At 41.1% G+C, this 25,459-nt stretch carries 20 protein-coding genes, 6 tRNA genes and 1 riboswitch; of the genes, 7 read left to right on the top strand and 19 right to left on the bottom strand.

Annotated features, from left to right (window positions below; genetic code table 11):
- The first annotated feature begins 816 nt into the window (after positions 1-816).
- Complete coding sequence (locus tag A3K93_RS02215) at positions 817-1,785, top strand: GGDEF domain-containing protein (protein ID WP_157883251.1); 969 nt, start codon at positions 817-819, stop codon at positions 1,783-1,785.
- A gap of 76 nt (positions 1,786-1,861) precedes the next feature.
- Here the strand turns inward: A3K93_RS02215 and A3K93_RS02210 are convergent.
- From A3K93_RS02210 to secA, 10 genes are all read right to left on the bottom strand, one after another.
- Positions 1,862-1,938 (bottom strand) — tRNA-Pro (locus A3K93_RS02210).
- 19 nt (positions 1,939-1,957) lie between these two features.
- Positions 1,958-2,033 (bottom strand) — tRNA-His (locus A3K93_RS02205).
- 79 nt (positions 2,034-2,112) lie between these two features.
- Positions 2,113-2,189, bottom strand: a tRNA-Pro gene (locus A3K93_RS02200).
- 3 nt (positions 2,190-2,192) lie between these two features.
- Positions 2,193-2,268 (bottom strand) — tRNA-His (locus A3K93_RS02195).
- A gap of 38 nt (positions 2,269-2,306) precedes the next feature.
- Positions 2,307-2,383: transfer RNA gene (locus A3K93_RS02190), tRNA-Arg, on the bottom strand.
- A gap of 35 nt (positions 2,384-2,418) precedes the next feature.
- Positions 2,419-2,495: transfer RNA gene (locus tag A3K93_RS02185), tRNA-Pro, on the bottom strand.
- Between the two features lie 154 nt (positions 2,496-2,649).
- Positions 2,650-3,717 carry a quinolinate synthase NadA gene (nadA, locus tag A3K93_RS02180; protein WP_067728534.1) on the bottom strand — a complete coding sequence of 356 codons (1,068 nt, stop codon included), beginning with the start codon at positions 3,715-3,717 and terminating at the stop codon, positions 2,650-2,652.
- Between the two features lie 136 nt (positions 3,718-3,853).
- Entirely contained in the window at positions 3,854-5,074 is a 1,221-nt protein-coding gene (gene argJ / locus A3K93_RS02175) for a bifunctional glutamate N-acetyltransferase/amino-acid acetyltransferase ArgJ (RefSeq protein ID WP_067728532.1), read from the bottom strand.
- A gap of 153 nt (positions 5,075-5,227) precedes the next feature.
- Positions 5,228-5,584, bottom strand: a complete 357-nt coding sequence (locus tag A3K93_RS02170; protein ID WP_067731644.1) for a hypothetical protein — start codon at positions 5,582-5,584, stop codon at positions 5,228-5,230.
- 133 nt (positions 5,585-5,717) lie between these two features.
- Positions 5,718-8,435 (bottom strand): preprotein translocase subunit SecA, encoded by a 2,718-nt coding sequence (gene secA / locus A3K93_RS02165; RefSeq protein ID WP_067728530.1) that lies wholly within the window; start codon positions 8,433-8,435, stop codon positions 5,718-5,720.
- Between the two features lie 332 nt (positions 8,436-8,767).
- Here secA and A3K93_RS02160 point away from each other — a divergent pair, with 332 nt between their 5' ends.
- Positions 8,768-9,409, top strand: coding sequence for a peroxiredoxin (locus A3K93_RS02160; RefSeq protein WP_067728529.1), 642 nt, complete (start codon positions 8,768-8,770; stop codon positions 9,407-9,409).
- A gap of 425 nt (positions 9,410-9,834) precedes the next feature.
- Here A3K93_RS02160 and A3K93_RS02155 read toward each other — a convergent pair whose 3' ends face one another.
- The 4 genes from A3K93_RS02155 to trpA are packed head-to-tail and all read right to left on the bottom strand — an operon-like array spanning position 9,835 to position 13,761.
- Positions 9,835-10,788 (bottom strand): SPOR domain-containing protein, encoded by a 954-nt coding sequence (locus A3K93_RS02155; protein WP_067728527.1) that lies wholly within the window; start codon positions 10,786-10,788, stop codon positions 9,835-9,837.
- On the bottom strand, positions 10,785-12,068 hold the full coding sequence (gene folC, locus A3K93_RS02150) for a bifunctional tetrahydrofolate synthase/dihydrofolate synthase (RefSeq protein ID WP_067728525.1): 1,284 nt from the start codon (positions 12,066-12,068) through the stop codon (positions 10,785-10,787). Before folC ends, A3K93_RS02155 begins: the two co-directional genes overlap by 4 nt.
- Positions 12,065-12,961, bottom strand: coding sequence for an acetyl-CoA carboxylase, carboxyltransferase subunit beta (accD, locus tag A3K93_RS02145; RefSeq protein WP_067728523.1), 897 nt, complete (start codon positions 12,959-12,961; stop codon positions 12,065-12,067). The genes folC and accD overlap by 4 nt, the downstream gene beginning before the upstream one ends.
- Entirely contained in the window at positions 12,958-13,761 is an 804-nt protein-coding gene (gene trpA / locus A3K93_RS02140) for a tryptophan synthase subunit alpha (RefSeq protein ID WP_067728521.1), read from the bottom strand. The genes accD and trpA overlap by 4 nt, the downstream gene beginning before the upstream one ends.
- A 366-nt stretch (positions 13,762-14,127) precedes the next feature.
- Between trpA and A3K93_RS02135 the strand changes: the two genes are divergently transcribed.
- Positions 14,128-15,456: a Na+/H+ antiporter NhaC family protein gene (locus A3K93_RS02135; protein WP_067728519.1), complete on the top strand. Its 1,329-nt coding sequence runs from the start codon at positions 14,128-14,130 to the stop codon at positions 15,454-15,456.
- Positions 15,457-15,495: 39 nt separating this feature from the next.
- Here the strand turns inward: A3K93_RS02135 and A3K93_RS02130 are convergent, their stop codons facing one another.
- Entirely contained in the window at positions 15,496-16,527 is a 1,032-nt protein-coding gene (locus tag A3K93_RS02130) for an AraC family transcriptional regulator (protein WP_067728517.1), read from the bottom strand.
- Between the two features lie 157 nt (positions 16,528-16,684).
- Here A3K93_RS02130 and A3K93_RS02125 point away from each other — a divergent pair, with 157 nt between their 5' ends.
- Positions 16,685-17,566 (top strand): metal-dependent hydrolase, encoded by an 882-nt coding sequence (locus tag A3K93_RS02125; RefSeq protein WP_067728516.1) that lies wholly within the window; start codon positions 16,685-16,687, stop codon positions 17,564-17,566.
- Between the two features lie 38 nt (positions 17,567-17,604).
- On the opposite strand, the gene A3K93_RS02120 is transcribed toward A3K93_RS02125, so the two are convergent.
- From A3K93_RS02120 to A3K93_RS02105, 4 genes are all read right to left on the bottom strand, one after another.
- Positions 17,605-18,597 carry a DUF2804 domain-containing protein gene (locus A3K93_RS02120; protein ID WP_067728513.1) on the bottom strand — a complete coding sequence of 331 codons (993 nt, stop codon included), beginning with the start codon at positions 18,595-18,597 and terminating at the stop codon, positions 17,605-17,607.
- A 123-nt stretch (positions 18,598-18,720) separates the two neighbouring features.
- Positions 18,721-19,233 carry a DUF1543 domain-containing protein gene (locus A3K93_RS02115; protein WP_067728511.1) on the bottom strand — a complete coding sequence of 171 codons (513 nt, stop codon included), beginning with the start codon at positions 19,231-19,233 and terminating at the stop codon, positions 18,721-18,723.
- A 585-nt stretch (positions 19,234-19,818) separates the two neighbouring features.
- On the bottom strand, positions 19,819-21,048 hold the full coding sequence (gene trpB / locus A3K93_RS02110; protein WP_067728509.1) for a tryptophan synthase subunit beta: 1,230 nt from the start codon (positions 21,046-21,048) through the stop codon (positions 19,819-19,821).
- Entirely contained in the window at positions 21,032-21,673 is a 642-nt protein-coding gene (locus A3K93_RS02105) for a phosphoribosylanthranilate isomerase (protein WP_067728507.1), read from the bottom strand. Before A3K93_RS02105 ends, trpB begins: the two co-directional genes overlap by 17 nt.
- A gap of 144 nt (positions 21,674-21,817) precedes the next feature.
- Positions 21,818-22,023: riboswitch (cobalamin riboswitch) on the top strand.
- A 37-nt stretch (positions 22,024-22,060) separates the two neighbouring features.
- On the opposite strand from A3K93_RS02105, the gene A3K93_RS02100 reads away from it, so the two are divergent.
- The 3 genes from A3K93_RS02100 to A3K93_RS02090 all read left to right on the top strand — a co-directional run bounded on the left by A3K93_RS02100 (position 22,061) and on the right by A3K93_RS02090 (position 25,454).
- On the top strand, positions 22,061-23,920 hold the full coding sequence (locus tag A3K93_RS02100) for a TonB-dependent receptor plug domain-containing protein (RefSeq protein WP_067728505.1): 1,860 nt from the start codon (positions 22,061-22,063) through the stop codon (positions 23,918-23,920).
- An 89-nt stretch (positions 23,921-24,009) separates the two neighbouring features.
- On the top strand, positions 24,010-24,594 hold the full coding sequence (locus tag A3K93_RS02095; RefSeq protein WP_067728503.1) for a cob(I)yrinic acid a,c-diamide adenosyltransferase: 585 nt from the start codon (positions 24,010-24,012) through the stop codon (positions 24,592-24,594).
- A 146-nt stretch (positions 24,595-24,740) separates the two neighbouring features.
- Complete coding sequence (locus tag A3K93_RS02090; RefSeq protein ID WP_067728501.1) at positions 24,741-25,454, top strand: glycerophosphodiester phosphodiesterase; 714 nt, start codon at positions 24,741-24,743, stop codon at positions 25,452-25,454.
- The last annotated feature ends 5 nt before the right edge of the window (positions 25,455-25,459 follow it).

Below are 25,459 nucleotides of genomic sequence, written 5' to 3'. Positions count from 1 at the left end.
AATTTCGATCAATCAACCAGTAAAAATCCACACAAGTTGTTCTTCATAATCTCTTAATGATCTTCTTGTTGGTTCGTCACCAGCAAGCTAGGTCGGCTATATTACGCTTTCTTTTCAGAAAGTCAACTGGTAATGAAAACTATTTTTAAACTTTCTTTCTAAAACCCAACTTAACCACTTTATGCTAAGTTACTGTTTTATCAGAAGTTTTAATCTTCATCACCGCCGATGGATGTGCATTCTACAGTATTTCACACCTAACACAACCCCTATTTCCAACAAAATTTATCGTCTGTTTATTTATTCTACAAATTTAGCAATTTTTAATGTTTTTTGAATATTAATTAAACTAAACATTATATTTTCCTTAAATAATCTAGAAATTAGACCTCAAGAATCCATGTATACAAAATTTTACGTGCTTACTTTTCATTTATTTATATATTGATTAAATACATAAAAACTTTATACGTTTGAGAAAACTCAAATTTCAATTAAAAAAATAAACGATCCATGGGTCTTGGTTGAGTCAGGACGAAATTTATGAAAAAAAACCATACTTCAATTTCCTTAATCTCTTTTTTAAAGTCCACTCAATTCAAAGTCGCTTTTTTTATTTTCTTTATTTGCAGCTTATGTTTTTTAGGTTCTTCTTTTGTCGTACTCAAACATATAACGGAAGATCATATTCAGTACCAATTAATTCATTCAAATAATACTAACATCGTTACAACCCCGCCTAAAAACACGCTGATTGAATTATCTTCCAAGATTGAAAACTTAATTGATGAGAATTTTATTCTTCAGGCTAATTTTTTGGATCATGATTTAAATACACAGATTAGCCATTCAACCTATCGCACCATCACGCCCCTCGAGACCATTATTAATAAAATTTCGTTTAGCACTCCCATCTATATAAACGTCTCTCACTTTAATGAAGATATTTGGATTGAAGTTTATCCACGCTCTTTCAATTATTTAAACTACTATCGATTCATTGCTTATGCATTTCTTCTTGGCTTAAGTTGTAGCATTGTTTTTCTATATGTTTATTCACGTGCGAAAGGAAAATATCTTAAGTCGCAGCTTAGTCCAATTTTGGAAAACATGCGTTCGACCAAACAGTCCAATCAATGGAAAAAAACACCACTGAGCCAGTTAAAAGAATTACAAATTTTCTCTTTGGCTTTTAATGCGCTTATCGAAAAATTTGAAAGTATTAATCAAAATTTAAACGAGCAAAATTACCTGCTCCACCATCAAGCCTACCATGACACGCTGACCCGTATTCCCAACCGGCACTATTTTCAGGAATATATTAACAAGCAACTTAAACAACAGTTAAACCAATACTTAGTTTTGCTCTATATCGATAACAATAAATTCAAGGCAATTAATGATATTTATGGCCATCAGGCAGGCGATGCTGTACTGATCGAAACTGCAAAACGCTTAAAAAATAATTTACCCGAAAATGCATTTGTAGCCCGTTTGGGCGGCGATGAATTTGCAGTGGTTTTAAATCGTGTAGAAAGCAAAGCTGAACTTGAGCAGATCTGTGAAAAATTGATTCACAGCAGTTATGAGTCTTTAATATTTAATGATCAATATATCCCGTTTAGTTTCAGTGTGGGTGCAAGCTACGCTTATGACGCTAAAAATCTAGAACAACTTCTACATCAAGCCGATGAAGCAATGTACTTAGCTAAAAAATCGGATCGTAAATGGGCGATTTTCAATCCTCAATATTTTGAAGATCATTTATTTTTAGACCCTAAATAATTTTATAAAATACAAATTTCAGGCATAAAAAAACCGCTTGCGCGGTATCTTTTTAATTTTGACCATTTGAAATAAATGGTCGGAGCAGTAGGATTCGAACCTACGACCCCCTGGTCCCAAACCAGGTGCACTACCAGGCTGTGCTATGCTCCGTATACAACTTATAAGAAGTTGGGGTGAATGATGGGATTCGAACCCACGACAACCGGAATCACAATCCGGGGCTCTACCAACTGAGCTACATCCACCATCAAGTGATTTCGCTTTAACTTCAAGACATAAAAAAACCGCTAACGCGGTATCTTTTATTTGGCCATTTAAGATAAATGGTCGGAGCAGTAGGATTCGAACCTACGACCCCCTGGTCCCAAACCAGGTGCACTACCAGGCTGTGCTATGCTCCGAATTGGGGTGAATGATGGGATTCGAACCCACGACAACCGGAATCACAATCCGGGGCTCTACCAACTGAGCTACATCCACCACTGTAAAGCTAGATTCTATAACATCAAGCGACCAAATGGCGCGCCTGACAGGATTCGAACCTGTGACCATCCGCTTAGAAGGCGGATGCTCTATCCAACTGAGCTACAAGCGCTTAACTGATGAAATTCACCACTCGCCTTGAAGAATTGGTCGGAGCAGTAGGATTCGAACCTACGACCCCCTGGTCCCAAACCAGGTGCACTACCAGGCTGTGCTATGCTCCGATTCATCTCAGCTTTTCGTATCAAACTGTTCGTTCGGTACGGTGTGCATTCTAGGCGTGACGCCCCTAGACGTCAACACCTATATTTAAAAAAAACCTAAAAAGCCTATCAAGTGTATATTAATCAGGCGTTTCAGGCATTTTTTATACAAAAATTAACGTTTTAATTGAGCACTGAAGTCCAGCATACGGTCTAAAGGAAGTTTGGCACGCTCAGCTAAGGCAGGATCAACAAAAATTTCCTGATCTCCATGTTGCAATACATGAAGAATCCCATCCAGTTCATTCATCGCCATCCAAGGGCAATGCGCACATGAACGGCATGTTGCACCCTCGCCTGCGGTCGGTGCTTCAATTAATGTTTTGTTTGGAACAGCTTGCTGCATCTTATAGAAAATGCCACGGTCGGTTGCCACAATCAACTCTTGGTGTGGCAAGGTCTGTGCGGCTTTGATTAATTGCGACGTACTACCAACTGCATCCGCAATTTCAACCACAGACATTGGCGATTCAGGATGCACTAAGATCGCAGCATTTGGATACATCGCTTTCATCTTATCAATGCCACGTGCGCGGAATTCTTCATGCACAATGCATGCGCCATCCCAAAGCAACATGTCAGCACCCGTTTTATTTTGAATATAGCGACCTAAATGCTGATCAGGTGCCCAAATAATTTTTTCACCCAAGCTATCTAAATGCTCAACAATTTCAACAGCACAGCTCGATGTTACCACCCAATCTGCACGTGCTTTTACCGCAGCAGAGGTATTGGCATAGACCACGACAGTATGATCAGGATGTGCATCGCAGAACTTGGTAAATTCATCTACAGGACAACCCAAATCTAATGAACACGTCGCTTCCAATGTCGGCATGAGTACCGTTTTATTGGGAGATAAAACCTTGGATGTTTCACCCATAAATTTCACCCCTGCGACCACAAGCGTTGATGCAGGATGGTCACGTCCAAATCGCGCCATTTCCAATGAGTCAGAAACACAGCCACCTGTTAACTCTGCAAGCTCTTGAACTTCTGGATCACAATAGTAATGCGCCACTAAAACCGCATCACGGTTTTCAAGTTCAGCTTTGATCTGAGCAAACTTTTCCTGTTTCATTTGCTCTGTCATTTGATGTTCTTTGGGTGTGCCTAACCGATCCAAATGCGCCTGCACAATTGACTTTGCTTCATTGGCGATTAACGTGGTCGTATCATTCATAACAAATTCTACTCTTTCTTCCCTATACGCTTCAGAATTAAGCGTCTACCCTACACATTGATCAATTTTGACCAATCATTCAAAAATATAAGTGATAAAAAAAGCCTCACAACGGAGGCTTTTTAGACAGTTTTGATTATGAGCGATAATCTGCGTTGATCTTCACATAGTCATAAGACAAATCACAGGTATATACCGTATCTTTTGCCTCACCACGACCTAGATCGACGCGAATCGTCATTTCAGCTTGCGCCATTACGCGCGCACCAGCTTCTTCCGTATAGTCTGCTGCTGCACCGCCATCTTTACAGATTTGTACATCATCTAACCAAACCTGAATTTTTGCAACGTCTAAGTTTGGTACACCTGCATAACCAATCGCTGCCAAAATACGACCCCAGTTTGGATCAGAGGCAAAAATTGCTGTTTTCACTAATGGAGAGTGCGCAATGCTGTACGCAACATCACAACATTCTTGGGTATTGGCACCACCTTCAACTGCCACCGTAATGAACTTCGTTGCCCCTTCACCATCACGTACAATCAACTGCGCTAAACGCTTCATGGTACGTGTGAGAACATCAAGCACTACTTCATAACGTGGATCTTCAGTTGATGTAATTTCTGTGCCACCAGCTTGACCTGTAGCCATAAAAATACATGAGTCATTGGTTGACGTATCACCGTCAATGGTGATGCGGTTAAATGAAACATTCACCGTTTCACTTAAAAGTTTTTGCACCAAGTCACGACTAATCGGCGCATCAGTTGCCACATAACTCAACATAGTCGCCATATTTGGACGAATCATGCCAGCACCTTTAGAGATACCTGTCATAGTATAGGTAACGCCATCCAACTCAAATTGTTCAGACGCGCCTTTTGGTGTGGTATCAGTGGTCATAATACCAGTTGCCGCATCCACCCAAGCATCATCACGCAAGGTATCTAGAGCAGGTTTTAAACCTTGTAACAAACGATCCATCGGTAACTGTTCACCGATCACACCGGTAGAGAATGGTAAAATTTCTTCCGCTTTCACACCTGCCAGTTCAGCCAGTTTTGCACAAGTCGCTTCTGCATTTGCCATGCCTGTTGGACCTGTACCAGCATTTGCATTACCGGTATTAATCACCAAGTAACGTGGATTGCCTACTTTTAAATGTGCTTTAGACACATGAACAGGTGCAGCACAAAATGCATTTTGTGTGAATACACCTGCAACATTGGAGCCTTCAGCCAGTTCAAATATCACTAGGTCACGTCGGTTCTGATAACGTACGTACGCTTCAGCCGAACCAATTTTAACCCCTTTCACCACATGCATCTGTGGCATAGATACGTCACCAACTGCCATTTTTAAATGTCCAATATTGAAGTTACAGAAAAATACAGCTTAGTTGATCTTGATTAAAAAATCGAGCAAAAGCCCCTTTTCTACAACCATTTACTTTTATTTTTTACAATAAAAAACCAGTCATCAAGACTGGTTTTTGTATCAAGCTCTCAATTAGTTTTTCGCCAATTGTGTTGCTTGATCTAAGAGAGCTTTTTTCGCTTGTTGCTGACTTGCTGTAGAAAGTGCTGGATTTGATGCCACAATACGATCTGCATTTGCAGCATTCGCTGGAGCAATCGCAGCAGTTTGTAAAACAATCGGACGGTTTGGATTAGCAAACGTGTACTTAATGCCGGTACGTGGACTTTGTACAGTCACTTGACCATTCGCATCCACTACTACAGGTGCAGTCGTTGGACCGATCGCTTGTTTCACTTTTTCAACAGTGGTTGTATTTGACTCATTGGCAAATGCCAAACTTGGAATTGCTAATGCAGCAATCATCAATGGTTTTAATACTTTTTTCATTATGTATTCCGCTTCTCGGTAATCTATTGCAATTAAATACCATTTTAAACTTTTCACTGCAAATAGTAATGCTAAATTCGGCATTTTAGACACATAAAAAAACAGAGTCCGAAGACTCTGTTTTAAATATCACTTAAATTTTACCGTGACATTGTTTGTATTTTAATCCTGAACCACATGGGCAAGGCGCATTACGACTTGCAGGCGGTTCAAACTGCGGTTCTTGAGCTGCGGCTTGTTGCTGCGCTTCGCCATTTTCTTCATCAAGTAAATTATCAAACTCTTGATGAGAAAGCTGTAGACGCATTGCTTCTGCCTGAGCTTGTTGCTGCGCTTCCATTTCAGCAAGTTCTTCAGGGGTTGGAATATGAATACGTGCCAAATCCATCACCACATCAGACTTAATCACAGCCAGCATGTTTACAAATAAGTTAAATGCTTCTTTTTTGTATTCCTGCTCTGGGTTTTTCTGTGCATAGCCACGCAAGTGAATCCCTTGACGTAAGTAATCCATTGCACCCAAATGTTCTTTCCAATGGCGATCGAGTGAGTTCAACATAAAGTGACGCTCAAGGCTCGCAGCCGATTCAGGCCCCATTTGTTCACGACGTGAGCGATAACGCTCGATCACTTCATCCGTAATGCGGCGAATTAAAGCTTCCTCATCTAAGCGACGGTCTTGCTCTAACCACTGTGCCACCGGAACATCGAAGTTTAAATCTTCACGCAATGCATGCTCTAAACCTTCAATATCCCATTGATCATGGATTGACTCTGGTGGGATGTAGGTTGCGATTAAGCCTTGCATCACTTCACGGTGCATTTCTTCAATATAATCTTGAAGTGTGCTTTCCGCTAAAATTTCATCACGTTGAGAGTAAATAATTTTACGTTGTTCGTTATTTACGTCATCGTATTTCAACAAGTTCTTACGAATATCGAAGTTACGTGCTTCAACTTTACGCTGCGCATTTTCGATTGAGCGTGACACCATTTTGTGTTCAATCGCTTCATCTTCTTTCAGACCCATCGCACGCATCATCGATACAATACGATCACCTGCGAAGATACGCATCAAGTCATCTTCAAGTGATAAGTAGAAGCGCGACACACCCGGGTCACCTTGACGACCTGCACGACCACGGAGCTGGTTATCAATACGGCGAGATTCGTGACGCTCTGAACCAATAATATGCAAACCACCTGATGCAAGTACTGCATCATGATTGGCTTCCCATTCTGCTTTTAGACGAGCTTCATCTTCAGGCGTTGGATTTTCAATTTTGGCAAGCAATGCTTTCCAGTTACCACCCAACAGAATATCTGTACCACGACCCGCCATGTTAGTGGCAATAGTCACTGCGCGCGGTGCACCCGCTTGCGCAATAATATCAGCTTCGCGTTCGTGTTGTTTCGCATTCAATACTTCGTGCTGAATGCCAGCAGCTTTGAGTTTTTCAGATAGAATTTCTGAGGCATCAATCGTTGCTGTACCAATCAGAATCGGTGCAACACCTGCTTCGTGTACACGTAAGATTTCTTGAATAATCGCGTTGTATTTACCTTCACGGTTTAAGTAAATTAAATCATTTTGGTCATTACGGATCATCGGACGATGGGTTGGAATCAGAACGACATCTAATCCATAAATTTCTTTCATTTCCGCAGCTTCAGTATCAGCAGTACCTGTCATACCTGAAAGCTTTTTGTATAAGCGGAAATAGTTCTGGAAAGTTGTAGTTGCAAGCGTTTGGTTCTCAGGTTGGATTTCCAAACCTTCTTTTGCTTCAACAGCCTGATGCAAACCTTCTGACCAACGACGACCCGGCATCGTACGGCCTGTATTTTCATCGACGATGATCACTTCACCTTCATGGATGATGTAATGTACGTTACGTTGATACAGGTAATGTGCACGAATGGCAGCAGTCACATGATGTACAAGGTTTAGGTTCGATGCTGAATAAAGGCTCTCACCTTCAGCAAGCAAGCCCATGGCAATCAGTTCATTTTCAACAAACTCAAAACCAACTTCGGTAATTTCAACAGAACGTTGTTTTTCATCAATCCAGAAATGACCACCATCCGCCACTTTCTCTTCTTTTTGCGCATGAAGTTTTGGTGGAATAGTATTGATTGCAGCATAAAGCTGAGATGAATCTTCACTTTGACCAGAAATAATCAATGGTGTACGTGCTTCATCAATCAGGATCGAATCGACCTCATCGATAATCGCATAGACCAAACCACGTTGTTTCTTCTCGGCAAGAGAGAACACCATGTTGTCACGTAAGTAATCGAAACCGAATTCGTTATTGGTACCGTAAGTAATGTCAGCACGGTACGCTTGTGATTTTTCGGTAGGATCTTGCATTGAGTAAATCACACCAATGCTAAGACCTAAGAATTCAAACAATGGACGGTTTAATTCAGCATCACGTTGTGCCAAATAATCGTTCACGGTAATCACATGTACGCCAAGGCCACTAATGGCATTAAGATAACATGCCAAGGTACCCATCAGGGTTTTACCTTCACCCGTACGCATTTCAGCAATTTTACCTTCATGTAAGGTAATACCACCAATCAACTGTACGTCGTAGTGACGCATACCCATGACACGTTTTGCTGCTTCACGGCAGACCGCAAAAGCTTCTGGTAATAATTTATCTAAGCTTTCGCCTTTATTATATCGTTGTTTGAATTCTTCAGTTTTTGCAGATAGGTCTGCATCGCTAAGGACTGATATCGTCGGCTCGAGCGCATTAATCTTATCAACGATTTTACGCATGCGTTTGAGTTCGCGCTCATTTTTGGTACCGAAGATTCCTCCGATCAGACTTGCCAACATGAATAGACTCTCTAAATCTTGCTTATCAAATAAATATGTTCTTAGACGTTATTATGGTGTTAGAAATTTGAACTACAAGGGTTTTAGCAAATAAAGCTCTGAAAAAATCCCATCCCCAGTTCTAACCCTGAGACTAAGGCAAAGTAATGTAGCAAATTTTACCTAAGCAACATAGTGATTCACGTGACTGAATTATTATTTTCTAGATAAATGGATATTTCACTTATCTATTTATTTCATATAAAAAGCTAAAAACACTATTTTTCATAATAAAAAAATTCCCTCATATTAGATTCATCCAAAACAATACACACAAAAATTGAGGCAACAACATGAGTTTACGTTTAGGCGACACAGCACCAAATTTCGAACAGCAATCTAGCCAAGGCTTGATTAATTTTTATGAGTTCTTAGGCGATAGTTGGGGAATTTTATTTTCACATCCTGCAGATTACACACCTGTCTGCACGACTGAACTCGGATTTACAGCAAAGCTGAAAGATGAATTTGAAAAACGCGGTGTAAAAGCGATTGCGCTTTCGGTTGATGATGTTGAATCTCATCATGGCTGGATTAAAGATATTAACGAAACACAAGAGACCACAGTTAACTTTCCAATCATTGCTGATCAGGATCGTAAGGTATCGACGCTATATGACTTTATTCATCCAAATGCGAGTGAAACCTTAACTGTGCGTTCATTGGTGATTATCGATCCAAATAAAAAAGTACGTTTGATTATTACGTATCCAGCATCCACAGGTCGTAACTTCCATGAAATCTTACGTGTTGTGGATTCACTCCAACTCACAGACAACCACAAAGTGGCAACCCCTGCCAACTGGCAACATGGCGATGACGTGGTAATCGTACCTTCACTTAAGGATGAGGAAGAAATCAAACAACGCTTCCCGAAAGGTTATAAGGCAGTGACCCCTTATCTTCGCCTCACGCCACAGCCCGAGAAAAACTAAAGCGCTGCTTTAGTTTTTCGCAAGACAAGCGAAGTGCGTAGTCCTTAAAATGCAATACTGCTTCGCCCGAGCAAAAGATGAGAAGCTATGCTTCGAGTGGAAAAATTAAAAGAGCTGCCTTAATTTGGCGCAAGACAAACGAAGCGCGTAGTTCTCAATATGAAACGATGTTTAACCCGAGCGCAAGAGCCTCAGCTATGCTGAGGCTGTAAAGATAAGGAAAGTTACACTTTACCCTTGCGCAACACGAGAAGCTATGCTTCGAGCAACAAAATTGAAATCCTTGTTTTAATGATTCAAAAGTTAGCCGCAGCACTTCATAAAACATGCAGAGCAAAATAAGAATCCAAACTCATTTTACGAGCCTGAGTTTCGATGAATTAAAAAAGCCCATCATGTGATGGGCTTTTTTAATGCTTTAAGTATTAACGCTTATCTAATGGAACCCACTCGTTCACCCAAGCGGATTTCATATTTAAGCTACTATCCGATGCAATCTTTTTACGCGTTGCATCCGCAGCTTCACGGTCTTTCGCAGGGCCGACCATAATACGAATCCCTTTAGACGTTGGGCTCTTAGTTACTTTATAGCCTTTCGCACGAAGTTTCGCTGCAATTGCATCTGCATTCGCGGCATTTGCTGCCAATGCCACTTGCACCATCCACTGTTTATCGTGGTCGCCTTCAAGCAATTTACGTGCTTTTTCAGCTTCAGCTTTTTTCTTTGCTTCTTCAGCTTTGTGTTTTTCCTCAGCCTTTTTCTTTTCAGCCGCTTTATGTTCAGCTTCTTTTTTCGCAGAAGCCTTACGCGCTTCTTCAGCTTTTAGCTTTTCTTCTGCTTTTTTCTTCTCAGCAGCTTTACGCTCAGCCTCTTTCTTTGCAGCATCACTAGAAGCATGTTGTTTTTCTTGTTCAGCTTTTTGCTGCGTTAGCTTCTTTTCAGCATTGGCTTTATCTTCAGCCATACGCTTCTGTTTCGCTTTTTCGTCTTCAACTAACTCAGGTGGAATATTGTCAGAACTTTGCTGTCCCATACGATGCGCGTTAAGTGCGGCATATTCTTCCGCCGCTTTACGTGCTGCATCTGCTTCCGCTTGTTGCTGCATCGCTAAAAATTCAGCGGCACGTGCTTCTTGCTCTGCCACTGATTTTTCACGGTCACGACGCTGTTGTTCAAGCAAACGTTTTTCGGTTTCAACATCGAGTGTTAAGGTATTTTTAGGCGTATTTTTTTCAGCACCTTCCACTTGTGCAGACTCATCTAAAGTATTCTGGTGTTGAATGTCGATTTCATCTTTACCTTTTAACAGTAAAGCGGCCAATAAAATACCACCACCGAGTAAAACAACGCCGCCCATCCAGCGTTGCTTGTTATTCATTGACATTCTTGCAAATACTCCCATACCGCTTCCAAAGTATGAAATGAACCACATACCAAGATCAGCTGATTTTTATTTGTATCATCGAGCGCTGATTGAAAAGCTAATTTTACGTTATCAAAGATTTCAACATTTTGACCAGTCAAAGCACTACTCAAAACCGATAATTCTGCTGCGCGTGGTACTGTTAATGCTGCAATATTCCATTTTTGAATATGCGCTTTTAACAAACCAACCACAGATTGGATATCTTTATCACCCAACATCGAGAACACACACGATACTTGAGTATATTGTTTATTGTAATTTAGAAAATTACGCAATTGTTTTAGCAAAAATTCGACGCCATGCGGATTGTGCCCTGCATCAAAAATAACGGTCTTATCTTTGATTTGACGTATTTCGAATCGTCCAGGTAATTTCGCATTATGAATACCTTGCGCGATTGCCTCTTGTGTAACGTGTAAATCACTGAGCAAAATCGCAGCAACTGCAGTTGAAATATTATCAACCGCCAAACTACCTGTTGGTAAATTTAAAGTTGTTCCTGCAGAGGCAAATGACCAAGACTGACCATCTTCATTGAGCGTATAAAAATAATCACGATCGAGTGCATAAAGAGTTGCTTGGCAATCTGCAGCTTTGTTTAAAATCGCTTGGGGAATCTGTTGTTTCCCACCAAACACTACTGGAATATTTGGACGCATGATTCCTGCTTTTTCAAAAGCAATTTTCTCAATGGTATCGCCTAACCATTCAGTATGATCAAGACCAATATTGGTAATCACCGCTACATTTGGATTAACAACATTGACTACATCCAGTCGACCGCCTAAACCCACTTCAAGCACCCACACATCGCATTCTTGATCTTTAAAAATCACAAATGCCGCAAGTGTGGTTGCTTCAAAGAACGATAAAGTCAGATCACAAGCGCGACGTGCTTGATCAACTTTAACAAAAGCATCAATCAGCAACTGATCTTCAACTTTGATACCACGTAATTTGACACGTTCATTAAAACGATAAACATGCGGAGATTGATAGAGTCCAACTTTATAACCTTGTGCATTTAAAATTGATGCCAAAGTTGTTGTGGTTGAACCCTTACCATTGGTCCCAGCCACCGTCAACACTTTTGCTGCTGGCGACGTCACACCGAGCTGTTCCGCAACGGGAATAACTCGCTCGAGACCTAAATCAATTCCTGTAACGTGAACATGGCTCCAATAGTCGAGCCATGTATCAAGTGAATCTGTTGCTAATGGTGCTGTATTCAAGGCAAATTCATCAATTTCGCGACAATACGGTAAACTGTATCACGTAATGCGTGACGATGAACGATTTGATCGATCACACCATGATCAAGCAAATATTCAGCACGTTGGAATGGTTCATCCAATTTTTCGCGCACAGTTTGTTCAATTACACGCTTACCTGCAAAGCCGATCATCGCTTTAGGCTCAGCCAAATGTACATCACCCAGCATAGCTAAAGATGCGGTCACACCACCATAAACTGGATGTGTAAGCACCACAACATACGGTAAGCCCGCTTCTTTAAGACGCTGAATCGCTGCTGAAGTACGTGCCATTTGCATTAAAGACAACATGCCTTCTTGCATACGCGCACCACCAGATGCAGCAAAACAGATCAATGGCTGTTGTAGTTCAATTGCACGCTCTGCTGCTTGAACAAAACGGTCACCCACAACCGTACCCATTGAACCGCCCATGAAATCAAATTCAAAGGCTGTTGCGATCATGGGTACGCCTTTCAGCAACCCTTGCATGACCACTAATGCTTCAGTCTCACCAGTTTTCTTTTGCGCTTCCGCCATACGGTCAGGATACGCTTTGCTATCGACAAACTTAAGTGGATCTTTCGCAGTAAATTCTTGACCCATTTCAGTTTGAACTTGGTCAAAGAACCAGTTCAAACGATCACGGGCTTTCATACGCAAATGTTCGTCGCATTGCGGACAGACATAGGCGTTAAATGACATCGCAGTACGTGTCACCAAAGCATGACATTCTGGACACTCAATGGTCGGTTCAGTAAATGTTGCTTTAAGTGTAGTTTGCTCATCTGGCATGTGAATACCCGGAACATGACGTTCAGTCCACGGGGTCGATGGGCTCAGAATTTTGCCTGATTTCACTGGTTGACTCATACTAACTCATCGAGCGCTGCTCGAAGCTCCTTGACTTTATTCACTGTTTCAACAACAGCTTGCTCTGGTGCAAGTGAGGCAAATTGTTTCACAAATGCACTCCCTACAATTACGGCATCGGCAGCAACACCCATCGCTTTCGCAGATGCAGCATCGCTAATACCAAAACCTACGCCCACAGGAACATTGGTCACAGCTTTAATCTTTTCAATGCGGGCAGCCGCTTCAGACACGTCTAAAGTCGCTGCACCTGTGACACCTTTCAACGATACATAGTAAATAAAGCCGCTGGCTTGTTTAACTACATGTTGAATACGTGCATCTGTTGAGGTTGGTGCAAGCAAGAAGATTTGATCCATATCGTATTTTTGCAATACAGTTTTAAAATCATCTGCTTCTTCAGGTGGTAAATCCACAAGAAGTACACCATCAACACCACATTCATTGGCATACGCCACAAATTTTTCATAGCCAATCACTTCAACAGGATTTAAATATCCCATGAGTACCACAGGTGTTTCGCTATCTTTTAAACGAAATTCTTTCACCATATTTAGGGCATCAAGGGTATTGGTTCCACCTGCAAGGGCACGCTCAGCAGCCAATGCGATGACTGGACCATCTGCCATTGGGTCTGAAAAAGGAAGACCTAATTCAATTACGTCGACACCTGCATCCACCATTTGATGAAGCAATGGCACAGTAACTTCCGGATGAGGATCGCCAGCCATTACATAAGAAACTAAAGCTTTACGCTGTTGAGATTTAAGTTGTTCAAATCGAGTGGCTAAACGTGACATAGGGTTGAGCTTTCCTTAACGTGTTTCAAACTTGAGGCATTGACTATGTAAAATTACAAGACTCCGCATTGTAACGCTATTTTTTGTCCATTGAACAGTGCGCAAAACAGCACAAATACATTTGCTGCTTTGCGTGTAGATTTCAGAACAACCCGAAAAACAGTATTTACGAATATTTTGATTTTTTTCTCAATGATCAAAGATGCCTATTTTCAGGAATTACTAAAATAGTGAATATTTAGAAAAACTTATTTTTATCGTTAAAAAAATGTTAAAAATAGAAGTCTTAGCTTGTTTAGATAATATTTTTTAGAAATAGCAAAACCTGTTTTATACTACACCTATTCTCCTATTTTTTTATCTCCTATGCAGACAGAATCTGAAGGTACGGTGCATGCGCGAGCAATTGCACTGCTGCCCCTCATTGTTTTTTTAACCATTTTTTTAGGTAGCGGGATTTATCACACCTTGATCGGCACAGAAATGGCGTTCTATCAAGTCAAAGCCCCTGTTGCCGCATTGCCTGCGATTATCTTGGCTGCATTAGTGTATCGCGGGAAACTCAACCAAGGTATTGAAGAATTTCTTAAAGGTGCGAGGCATCCGAATTTAATTCTAATGTTCATGGTGTTCATGCTTGCCGGTGCATTTGCCAGTGTCAGCTCAACTATCGGTAGTGTCGATGCCACTGTACAAATGGGATTGTCGTTCATACCGCCTCAATTTGTCCTTCCTATGTTGTTCGTCATTTCTGCATTTATTGCGACTGCAATGGGAACTTCGATGGGAACAATTGCCGCATGTGCACCAATTGCCTTTGGTTTTGCACAAGTGACCGATCTCAGTGTGGTCATTGCTATTGGTGCTGTGGTCGGTGGTGCGATGTTTGGTGATAATCTTTCCATGATTTCTGACACCACGATTGCGGCAACGACCAGTCAAAAAGTTGAGCTGCGTGACAAATTTAAAGTCAATGTTTGGATTGCCGTTCCCGCATCCATTATCACCTTAGCTCTCTATATGCTCAGCAGCAGTGAATCGAACGCCGTTGAATATAAGGATTTTAATTGGCTCTTGGTTCTACCTTATATCGCCGTTTTTGTTCTCGCTTTTAGCCGTCTGCATGTATTAGCCATTTTAACCCTTGGAATTGTGTTATCGGGTATCTTTGGTTTAATGGCAACACCTGACTTTGATCTGCTTAAATTGAATAATGCCATTTATGATGGCTTTGTCGGTATGTTTGAAGTTGCATTACTGTCTATGTTCTTGGGTGGATTATCAGCCATCATGCAACGTGAAGGTGGTTTGCGCTGGTTAATTGAAAAAATTTATGCCATCACGCGTTTATTAAAAGTAGGACGTCAACGTGCGGGTGAAATTGGTATTAGCTTCCTCGTTATCTTCTCGAATTTATTTGTTGCCAACAACACCGTTGCAATTATCTTATCGGGTGATATGGCACGAGAAGTTGCAAAAGAGTACGACGTTGATCCTAAACGCTCTGCAGCCTTGATGGATATTTTCTCTTGTGTAGTACAAGGCTTAATTCCCTATGGTGCGCAGTTATTGTTGGCTTGTTCTATTGTTAAACTTTCCCCTGTCGAATTGATTGGTGGTGTGTATTACTGTTGGATTTTGGCGATATTTGCTGTACTTGCGATTGCTTTTCGCTTTCCCAAAGTCAAAATCTAATAATTTTTTAAGTATTTAAGCGGCCAGTCGGTCGCTTTTTTATGGCTGTTTCATTTGTTTCTTTCTGGCTAGAAGCGTCATACCTGTTGCCGCCTTATAAGCACGTGCCAAAGCAGATTGATCTGAATAATCCAACAGTTCAGCAATCTCTACAAAACTATAATTTTGTTCCAATAACTGTTCGCAGCGCTTGATACGCTCTTGTTCTAACAGTTTCTTAAATGATGTGTCTTCTTGTTCTAAATTGCGCTGCAGCGTCCGAATAGACATATGTAGTTGCTGTGCAAGCTGTTCGATTTTAATAGCGCGCTGTGTCGTACGTAAATGTTCAGCTATCAAATTACGCGCTTGAAAAACTATATCATCAAGCATTGGTTTAACTGCAATCGCTTGTTCAGCTTGCTGCAGCAATAATTTTAATAATATCGGATCAGCCTGTTCCGATTGTAAATATAAACCTGTTAAATCAAGACTAAAGCCATAATAAGGTTGTGAAAATAACACTTCGGTGGCAAAGAACTTATAAAAATGTTGGGGGGCAACCGATGGCGCATGGGCAAAATAAACGGTTTTTAGTTGAAGTTGCTGTTCAAGTAAAATACTGCGTGCGAGTTGTAACATTGCTGCCATGGTCAGCTCATTGAGTACATTGTATTTATCGTCCAAATACGCCCAATACAGCTCAATCCCCTGTTCTGATTGACGCAGTTGCAGCGGCACAAATTCACTACCATCAATTACCAAACGCTGAAAGCGCATAATATAATCAATGATTTCTGACAAGTTGCTGCTTTTGGAGGCCATATAACCCAATAGCCCAAAATGCTCAGGACGAATCACCTGCACCATATCAAAAATCAATTGTGGGCTTTTTAGATAATCCTGTGTGTCCTGCACAATCTGATTCAGCAGCTCCAATGGTACTTGGGTATCGAATGGCTGATCTATCAAATGAATGAGCTGAGGGCGTAAGTGCTGTAAAAATTCAGCCTCGATTGGCTCAATCTGTTGACTGCGCAGATAGCTTGCCCATAACTGCACATAGCCATTGGATATTTTAATCTCTTGCATTCACGATGTCCTTTCGAGCCGTGCAATAGTGTCACTGAAAACTGACATGCTTTATTTTCATTTGGCATAAAATGTATAAAAAATGTCCACAACTGTCAAAACAATTAGTGGTGCCTACGCCATACTATGAACTATCGAATCGAGCAGAATAATCAAAATGAATGTACCATTAAAAACATCCGTTATGCCGGTGGTTCGCACCAATCTTGATTTTAAACTGGATGAAATCCCTCGCTATTGGTTTGGTAGCGATCCGTTTATTACTCGTATGTTTGACGCACTAAGCCTCACCTTCCCCGATGGCGAACGTTATTTTATTCAAAGTGTCCGTCTGTTCCGCGATCAAATTACCGATCCAGACCTACAAAAACGTGTCGCGGATTTTATTCGCCAAGAAGCACAGCACGGCATTGCACATGACAAAATGAATCAAGTCATGCGCAAACAAGGTATGCCGGTGGATCAATTTATCCAACGATTAAACAAAATTTTTAAATTTGAACTCGAAAAACGCTCACCGCAATACAATATTGCTATGACTGCTGCAGCCGAACATTTGACTGCGCTGATGGCAGAAACCTTTTATGGACAAAAATCAACCTTAAAAGAAGGTCATCCATATGTAAGGGCGCTTTTTGCATGGCATGCCATTGAAGAAATGGAACATCGTGATGTTGCATTTGATGTCATGAAAGATGTCGCACACACACCCGAATGGTTACGTAAGAGCACATTATTAACCACCACTGTGCTGATGTTTGGCTTCACCATGTATCGTGCCAATGTCATGTTGAAATATGATGGCTTTACTCCGATGCAACGCTTAAAAATGAATATCAAAGGTTTACCTTGGTTCTTTGGGAAAAACGGCACTTTAACTCGAATGAGTAAGCAATATCGCGATTGGTTTAAAAAGGATTTTCATCCTAGTCAGCATCCCGTTATTGCACAATACGATGTATGGGTAAAAACCTTAGAAGAAACAGGTGATCCGATTCTAGCTGGCGAAGCCTTTTGGCAAGCGGCACAAGATAATTAATCAAATAAAAAAGCCTTCATCATTTGAAGGCTTTTTTATTACCACTTGGCATAATGCTGCTCTAGTAGCCCATACTCATTATTCAAGACAACTTCTTGATCATCTTGCTGAATGGTGCCACTAATTTTGGCTTGCCATTGACTGAATTGACTTCCTACCAAACGTAAATTGAGATTTTCAAAACGGCGCCAACCTGTCGTCAGACTGAGTTTTAATTTTCCATCTAGGGAGTGGATCTTCCATTCAGTTTCAGAAACTTGCTCAAAAAGAACATCTGCCAATGGATAAAGTGTTCCATTAATCCAGAGACAATTTTCATTACCAAAACTTTCATTCACACCGGATGCTAAGTTAATTCCGACACGATTTTCCTGAGCATCCCAAAAATTACAAGACAGCCAAAACCATGCTGTTTCAGGGCGTAAAAAGCCACAGGTATCATCTAAAGACACAAAAGTTCGATCATCAAATTGTACGGTTTGACCTTGTTTATTGATGAAATAGCCTTCGCATCCTAAAGTTGTGAGTTTTTGCGTATAGGTCCAGCCATTAATACCTGTGGGGCTACACATACTCAAGGGATCTGTACCGGCACAGAAAATACGTGCACTTAATTTTAAATCGCCGTGTTTTGTTACAGTGATATATCTCACGCCATTGGCATGCTGAATATCGAGCCTAAAGGGTGAATGATGAAAATAACTTTGATTAAACAAGGGCTGTTCATCAAGATGAGTATGCCGCGATAAAATATTAATCGCGTTCCAATCCACCACTTCTGAAGTCAAATGATTATAAATATAGAAAAATCCATGCCCTGCCCATGTAATATCAGCGATGGCTAGACCAATGGTGTAGTGCTCATGCTGAATGCTAAAAAACTTAAACTTTTTGTATTTTAATTGCTTACGCCAGCCTTTTAATATCTTTCCATACGGTGTTTTATATTGATAGCGTTCATAATCAATCGTTTTGGGAACTTCTTGAAAACGCCCATAGCGTGGTTGACCATTTGGTTGAATCAGATCCATTGATGACATCTCATGTAGGTCATTCATTTTTTAATTGAGCTTTATTATGCATAAGAAATTGATCAAAGCTCAACTTTTCAGATGGATATCTTAAGCTGTATAATTTTTTCATCACAGCAGCATTTAACCAATCGTGATGTAGCAATTTTCCCAACAGTTGCCACTAAACTTGCCCTCGACTAATTGCACATAACGACCATGCACATGATCAATGGCAATACAGTCATCAACATCTAGCACGCGATCCGTATGCTGTTTTTGCCAATGTGATGCAAAGTAAACCTTACCACGTTGTTTTGCCACCATATGGTTTTGTGCCACCACCAAAACATAGCGATGTAACTCACCAAACTCACGGGCATCGTAACCACCTAAATTAATCAGCCAAAGTTTTTCATCAGCTTGATTCGGTGCAGCATCAGTAAATTGCAGTTGGTATTTTTTAGCTTCAAACTCAACACCATTAATTTGTGCCCATGCATCAATATGCAAGCCTTTTTGCTCACCAAACCATGCGGTTTTAAGCTGCGGATAGGTCTCTTCTAAAGACTCTCCGACAGTAAGCACCACATCATGGACTTCGGTATTGGCACGCTGATGGCGACCACCAAGCATGACGATAAATAAACTAGGCATGTTGAGATTCCTTTGGCGGCTGGCGAGAGGTTTTTTATGATACGATAAGGCTAGCTGTACCACTATTGAAAATGATGAATAGCCGCTGTTGTTATTTTTTATAGGTTATTAAAAATTCGAGCAAATCTATTTTTAAATATAAATCACCATTCTTTGATACGCGTTGGCGACATGGATGTCGCCGTTGAGCAGTATTATAGGGATGTAATATCTGCTCAACAGAAAGCCTTTGGTTACTTTGGGCTTATCCAAAGTAACGTAAATCTAGGTCCATGAAATAGATTTTCAAACCTGAATCTGAAATAGATTCACAATCCAAACTGCCTTACTTTTTTTCTGCGAAATGAAAAGCGTAGCTTCGTAAGAAAACCATTTTGTATTTCTAATGATACTTCCCTGTATCACAGAAACACATGCGACATCCATGTCGCCGATTCACAACTCAAATTTCGGGGAACTTTTTATTTTTTTCACCACATAAAAAATCGCATCCAATTGCTTGAATGCGATTTTTAAATCCTCCCAACCCTCCTTTACCAAAGGAGGGCTATCCCCTCTTTCTTAAAGAGGGTTAGGGAGATTTTTTTACATCTCCACCATTTCCACGCCATCAATACGGGCAACGGTCATTAAATCTTTATCACCACGACCTGAAACGGTTGCAATGATAATTTGGTCTTTATCCATGGTTGGTGCAAGTTTAGTCACGTATGCCATGGCATGTGAACTTTCAAGCGCAGGAATAATCCCTTCAATTTTGGTTAAATCACGGAAACCTTGAAGCGCTTCTTGGTCATTGATCGGTACGTATTTCACACGATCCATATCTTTTAAGAAACTATGCTCAGGACCGACACCCGGATAGTCTAGACCTGCAGAAATTGAATGGGTTTCAATAATCTGACCTTGTTCATCTGACATCAAATAAGTACGGTTACCGTGTAGGACACCAACATGACCAGCATTCAGCGGTGCAGAGTGTTTGCCTGTTTCGATACCATAGCCTGCTGCTTCGACACCATACATTTTCACATCTTGATCGTTCAAGAATGGATAGAACAAGCCCATCGCATTTGAACCACCACCGACACATGCCACCAATGCATCAGGTAGGCGACCTGCTTGTTCTTGAATTTGACGACGTGCTTCACGACCAATAATCGATTGGAAATCACGAACCAATTGTGGGTATGGATGTGGACCTGCCACAGTACCAATCACATAGTAGGTTGAATCAACGTTAGTGACCCAGTCACGCATCGCTTCGTTCATGGCATCTTTTAAGGTTTTAGAGCCACTTTCTACAGGCACAACGGTTGCGCCAAGCAAACGCATACGATAGACGTTCATGGCTTGACGTTTTACGTCCTCAGCACCCATAAACACCACGCACTCAAGACCTAAACGTGCTGCAATCGTTGCGGTTGCGACACCATGCTGACCTGCGCCTGTTTCTGCAATAATACGTTTTTTACCTGACAGCTTTGCAAGCAATGCCTGACCAATCGTATTGTTTACTTTATGGGAGCCAGTATGGTTTAAGTCTTCACGTTTTAAGTAAATTTGCGCACCACCCAACTCCTTCGACCATCGTTCAGCATGATAAAGCGGACTAGGACGACCTACATAAAAAGCGAGGTCACGGTCGAATTCTGCCAAAAACTGTTCGTCATTTTTCATACGGAAATATAGCTTTTCTAGGTCTTCTAGAGCTGCCATCAGAGTTTCTGACACAAAACGTCCGCCATGGATACCGAAATGCCCTTTTTCGTCAGGGAATTGGGTATAGTCAATCACATTATTTTGCTGATCCACGTAGGACTCCTTGCATAAAGCGTTCGATGAGTTGTTGGTCTTTAATACCTTTAGCGGACTCGACACCGCCACTTACATCCACAGCATAAGCCTGTGTGGTAAGAATTGCCTGCTCGATATTGTCAGGGTTTAAGCCCCCTGCCAAGATCAAGGGAAGATTTAATTTTGGAAAAGTTGTCCAGTCAAAACTGTGTCCCGTGCCACCTTTGAGCTCAGGATGCCATGCATCTAACAGTACCGCACTCGCCCCTGCTGCCTGATATTTTGCAATTTCAGCCACGACATCTAAGTCAGGTTTAACCTGAATGGCTTTGTACCAACGGCGACCGACATGCGCTGCAATGGCTTGGCAAGTCTCAGCCGATTCATCGCCATGAAACTGCAAAATGTCGATGTTTGCGATGTTGATGATGGCTTGAATCTGTTCAAGTGTTTGATTCACAAAGAGTCCCACCGTTTGCACATAAGGTGGAATCGCTTGAATCAATTCGGCTGCTTGTTCAGCGCTGACCGCTCTTGGACTTGGTGGATAAAACACAAAACCGATGGCATCTGCCCCGGCATCGACCACTGCTTTGACGTCTTGCAGTCGAGTGATTCCACAAATTTTGGCACGCGTACGCATATTTTTTTGACTCTACCCTCTGCCAACTTCATAGCCGATCTATGAAATAAGGCGAGTCATTGTAAAGCAATTTTTTCAGCTTGCGTAAAGTTCAGGCGCATATTTCTGCATCTTGATTGTTTAAATGCTATGCGCTCTTTATACTTGCCACACTTTGCAACAAGTTTAAGCTTTGGCTTTAGGGAAGTTGGTGCGAATCCAACACTGCCCCCGCAACGGTAAAATGAAACGTTTATCTTTATAAACCAAATGGTTTACACCACTGTAGCTCGGCTATGGGAAGGTGGATATTCAGCATATGAGCATGTGCACATTTAAGTCCGGATACCTGCTTGTTGTGTTCTCTCACTCAGTCATTCACGGGGAAGTGAATGTATGGAGCACATCATGTCTATTCAATTTCAGCCGACTGCTTTGGTCGGTGCAATCGCACTTGCGTTGGGTTCTAGTTCATCTGTTTTTGCGGAAACAGTAACGACTGCGAAAACATCTTTAGAGACCATTGTGGTGACCGCCACACGTTCTGAACAAAACATTCAGGATGTTCCCGCACGCATTTCGATCATTGAGCCCAATATTATTGAACAATCACCTATTGCCTCATTTCCTGAGCTTTTAAAATCAGAAGCTTCAGCAAATATTGTCCAACTAGGTGATTTGGGTCAGCAATCTTCAATTTTTCTTCGTGGAACAAACTCGACTCAAGCGTTAGTTTTACGTGATGGTGTCCGCTTAAATACTTCAACTACAGGTGCAGCAAGTATTCCTTTCCTTGACACAACCGATATCAAGCAAATTGAAATTCTTAAAGGTCCCGCATCTGTGCTTTATGGAACAGATGCAATTGGTGGTGTAGTACAGCTTATTTCCAAAACACCTGAAAAAACCAGTGCATTTGTGACAGGCGAAATCGGTGAAAATAAAACCTATAAATCTTTAATCGGTGTAGATCTGGCAAAAGATGGACTTTATGCTCAAATCCGTGGTCAACGCTTAGAAACGGATGGAACAGCAGTTAAAGAAAGTCAAAACAATCCTAAAGCGGCTTTCGAACAAAAAGGCTATAGTGCCAAAATTGGTGTAGATAAAGATACTTATGGTCTATCTTTGGACTACAGCCAAAACAAAGGTAACAGCCAATACAACAATTCTGGCGCTTTGACCGATCAGGATTTTAAAAATGAAATTATCAATCTGAAAGGTAGTGTTCAAATCCAGCCTTCAATTGAATTAAATGCAAGATTGTCTCAGTTTAAAGATGATCTACTGCAGAACCAAAGCAATTATCTAGGTCAATATGACTATGTGCTCAGCAAAACACAAGAAGCTGACATATATGCAATATGGCAGTTTACATCTGAACAAAATATCGCTTTGGGAACGACCTATCAAAAGATAGAAGCAGATGCCCTCTCTTATGGGACTAAAATTAATTCAAGTGTTGATTCCAAAGGCTATTATATTCAACATCAATACAATACGGATGGGATTCATACCCAACTCGGCTTACGTCTAGAAGATAATGATAAATATGGAACTAATACCGTAGCCCAAGCTGGTATTCGTTATCAAATTTCACCACTAACAAGTGTTTACACTAATATTGGCAGTGCTTTTAGAGCACCAAATCTAAATGAACTTTATGCGTATGGTGGTAATCCTAATTTAGATCCAGAAAAAAGTATTTCTTATGAAATTGGTTTAGATCAACAACTTAATTACGGCGTTAGTACAGGTGTTTCGACATATAAAACTAAAGTCAAAAACCTAATAGACTCCGAATGTATCTCATTATGTGACGGATATGATGCTGTTTATCAAAATCTCAATATTGATAAAACCACAATAAAAGGTGCTGAAGCTTATCTGAAATGGACAGGTGACCATCTGTACCTGAGCACAAGCTATAATTATGTTCGTGCCAAAGATGATTCCACAAATGAAGATTTAAGCCGTCGTCCTCGTCAAAAAGTTGCATTTACAGCAGGTTGGCAGGAGCCAACTTTTGGCCTTTCTACTACACTAACTGCCAACTCATCTTCTGATAACAGTGCATACGATAATGTCCGTATTCCAGGTCATTTCAATATCGATATGCATGGTTATTACAACGCTAATGATGTTATGAAGTTATTTGTCAATATTCAAAATGTGGGTGATAGCAAATATCGTACAGCTTATGGCAGCGGTAGTTATTACATCAACGGTGGTCGTTTAGCGTCAGCAGGCGTAACGTTCAAATACTAAATAAAGTCTGGTAAATAGTTTTGAGCATCCTGCCAGCACTATGGCATGATGCTTTTTATATTCAGTATTTAGAAGTTTAAGGAACTCACATGGGTCACCGTTTAAGTAAAATTTATACCCGTACAGGCGATTCAGGCACCACAGGTCTTGGTGATGGTTCTCGTGTACCTAAAGATGATCTACGTATCAATGCCTTAGGTGATGTGGATGAACTCAATGCCACGATTGGTGTATTACGTTCACAAATTGCGTTAAGTACAATCGAAGATAAAGCACAATGGGATAAATCACTGAGCCTGATTCAACATTGGTTATTCGACTTAGGCGGTGAAGTGTGTATTCCGGGCTTTAACTTAGTTCAACCTGTGTCGATTGATTTTTTAGAAAATGACATTGACCGAATGAACGAAGATTTACCGATGCTGAAAGACTTTATTTTACCTGCCGGTACATTGGTGTGTAGCTTTGCCCATCAAGCGCGTGCCATTTGTCGCCGTGCTGAACGTAGCGTGATGTCAGTCCATGCCCGTGATCAAAACATTCAAGCGACTTCAATGCAACTCTTAAACCGATTATCAGATTGGCTATTTGTCGCATCACGTACCTTACAACGAAGCGAAGGTGGTTCAGAAGTCCTTTGGCAAAAAAATATCAATGAGACCATTGATCAATAATTCCACTAAAATGCGATAAATTTCACGGAAAATTCTGCGTCAACGGTATTTGCAACAGCATGTTTCAGGCGCAGAATAGCCGTCACTCTCCTGTCATATTTTCTTCTTAATATGTCCTCATCTTATCTAGCTCAGGTGATCGTATAATGCGCATCATCGGACATCGTGGTGCGCGTGGCGAAGCACCTGAAAACACCCTCGGTGGTTTTCAATATATTCAAAACCTTGGCATCCGTGCAGTGGAATTTGACGTGCGTCAACTGAAAGACGACGCTTTAATTATTATGCATGATGATAATTTTGTACGTACCGCAGGTCAGCAAAAAGCCTTATATGAATGTAGCCAAACGGAACTTTCTCACTACAACCACGCAGTCACATGGTCAAGTTGGAATCAAGTTGAACCGACGCCACTGCTGAATCAAACCCTCAATGTGATTCATAACTTTGATCATATTGAAGTCGAAGTCAAAGCAGTGCAAAGCCAAGCTGAAGCTGAAAAAATTACCCTTGCCATTGAGCAGCAACTCAAAGGCTTTGAACATACCGCCGTCATTACCAGTTTTGACCTTAAAATTCATCAGGCCTTGCAACAGCGTCAATCCAATTTTAAACGCGGCTTGTTGATTGAAACCGATATACAACATCAAGCGATTGAACAAGCACTCGATCTTGGTTGCTGTCAAATTGGTTGGATGAATGAACTTGCCAACCGTGAACTGATTCAAGCCACCCAAGATGCAAAACTCGACATTAGTGTGTGGACAGTCAATGAAATCGAGCGTGCCAAAGAACTGCGTGATTTAGGGGTGCAGGGTTTAATTACTGACTTTCCAAAACGTATGCTCGAACATCTTTAAATTTA

This window comes from Acinetobacter sp. NCu2D-2 (assembly GCF_001647675.1).
Classification (GTDB): Bacteria; Pseudomonadota; Gammaproteobacteria; order Pseudomonadales; family Moraxellaceae; genus Acinetobacter.
Note: the sequence above shows the minus strand (reverse complement) of the source record. Positions and strands in the feature narration are given on the sequence as shown.

What these genes read in the sequence shown, in the direction of transcription:
- A3K93_RS02105 (WP_067728507.1), bottom strand. Translation starts at nt 21,673, where the DNA reads ATGCGTACGCGTGCCAAAATTTGTGGAATCACTCGACTGCAAGACGTC.
- secA (WP_067728530.1), bottom strand. Translation starts at nt 8,435, where the DNA reads ATGTTGGCAAGTCTGATCGGAGGAATCTTCGGTACCAAAAATGAGCGC.
- A3K93_RS02090 (WP_067728501.1), top strand. Translation starts at nt 24,741, where the DNA reads ATGCGCATCATCGGACATCGTGGTGCGCGTGGCGAAGCACCTGAAAAC.
- A3K93_RS02100 (WP_067728505.1), top strand. Translation starts at nt 22,061, where the DNA reads ATGTCTATTCAATTTCAGCCGACTGCTTTGGTCGGTGCAATCGCACTT.
- A3K93_RS02120 (WP_067728513.1), bottom strand. Translation starts at nt 18,597, where the DNA reads ATGGATCTGATTCAACCAAATGGTCAACCACGCTATGGGCGTTTTCAA.
- nadA (WP_067728534.1), bottom strand. Translation starts at nt 3,717, where the DNA reads ATGAATGATACGACCACGTTAATCGCCAATGAAGCAAAGTCAATTGTG.
- A3K93_RS02135 (WP_067728519.1), top strand. Translation starts at nt 14,128, where the DNA reads ATGCAGACAGAATCTGAAGGTACGGTGCATGCGCGAGCAATTGCACTG.
- accD (WP_067728523.1), bottom strand. Translation starts at nt 12,961, where the DNA reads ATGAGTCAACCAGTGAAATCAGGCAAAATTCTGAGCCCATCGACCCCG.
- A3K93_RS02160 (WP_067728529.1), top strand. Translation starts at nt 8,768, where the DNA reads ATGAGTTTACGTTTAGGCGACACAGCACCAAATTTCGAACAGCAATCT.
- A3K93_RS02115 (WP_067728511.1), bottom strand. Translation starts at nt 19,233, where the DNA reads ATGCCTAGTTTATTTATCGTCATGCTTGGTGGTCGCCATCAGCGTGCC.
- A3K93_RS02155 (WP_067728527.1), bottom strand. Translation starts at nt 10,788, where the DNA reads ATGAATAACAAGCAACGCTGGATGGGCGGCGTTGTTTTACTCGGTGGT.
- A3K93_RS02170 (WP_067731644.1), bottom strand. Translation starts at nt 5,584, where the DNA reads ATGAAAAAAGTATTAAAACCATTGATGATTGCTGCATTAGCAATTCCA.
- A3K93_RS02130 (WP_067728517.1), bottom strand. Translation starts at nt 16,527, where the DNA reads ATGCAAGAGATTAAAATATCCAATGGCTATGTGCAGTTATGGGCAAGC.
- trpA (WP_067728521.1), bottom strand. Translation starts at nt 13,761, where the DNA reads ATGTCACGTTTAGCCACTCGATTTGAACAACTTAAATCTCAACAGCGT.
- A3K93_RS02095 (WP_067728503.1), top strand. Translation starts at nt 24,010, where the DNA reads ATGGGTCACCGTTTAAGTAAAATTTATACCCGTACAGGCGATTCAGGC.
- A3K93_RS02125 (WP_067728516.1), top strand. Translation starts at nt 16,685, where the DNA reads ATGAATGTACCATTAAAAACATCCGTTATGCCGGTGGTTCGCACCAAT.
- argJ (WP_067728532.1), bottom strand. Translation starts at nt 5,074, where the DNA reads ATGGCAGTTGGTGACGTATCTATGCCACAGATGCATGTGGTGAAAGGG.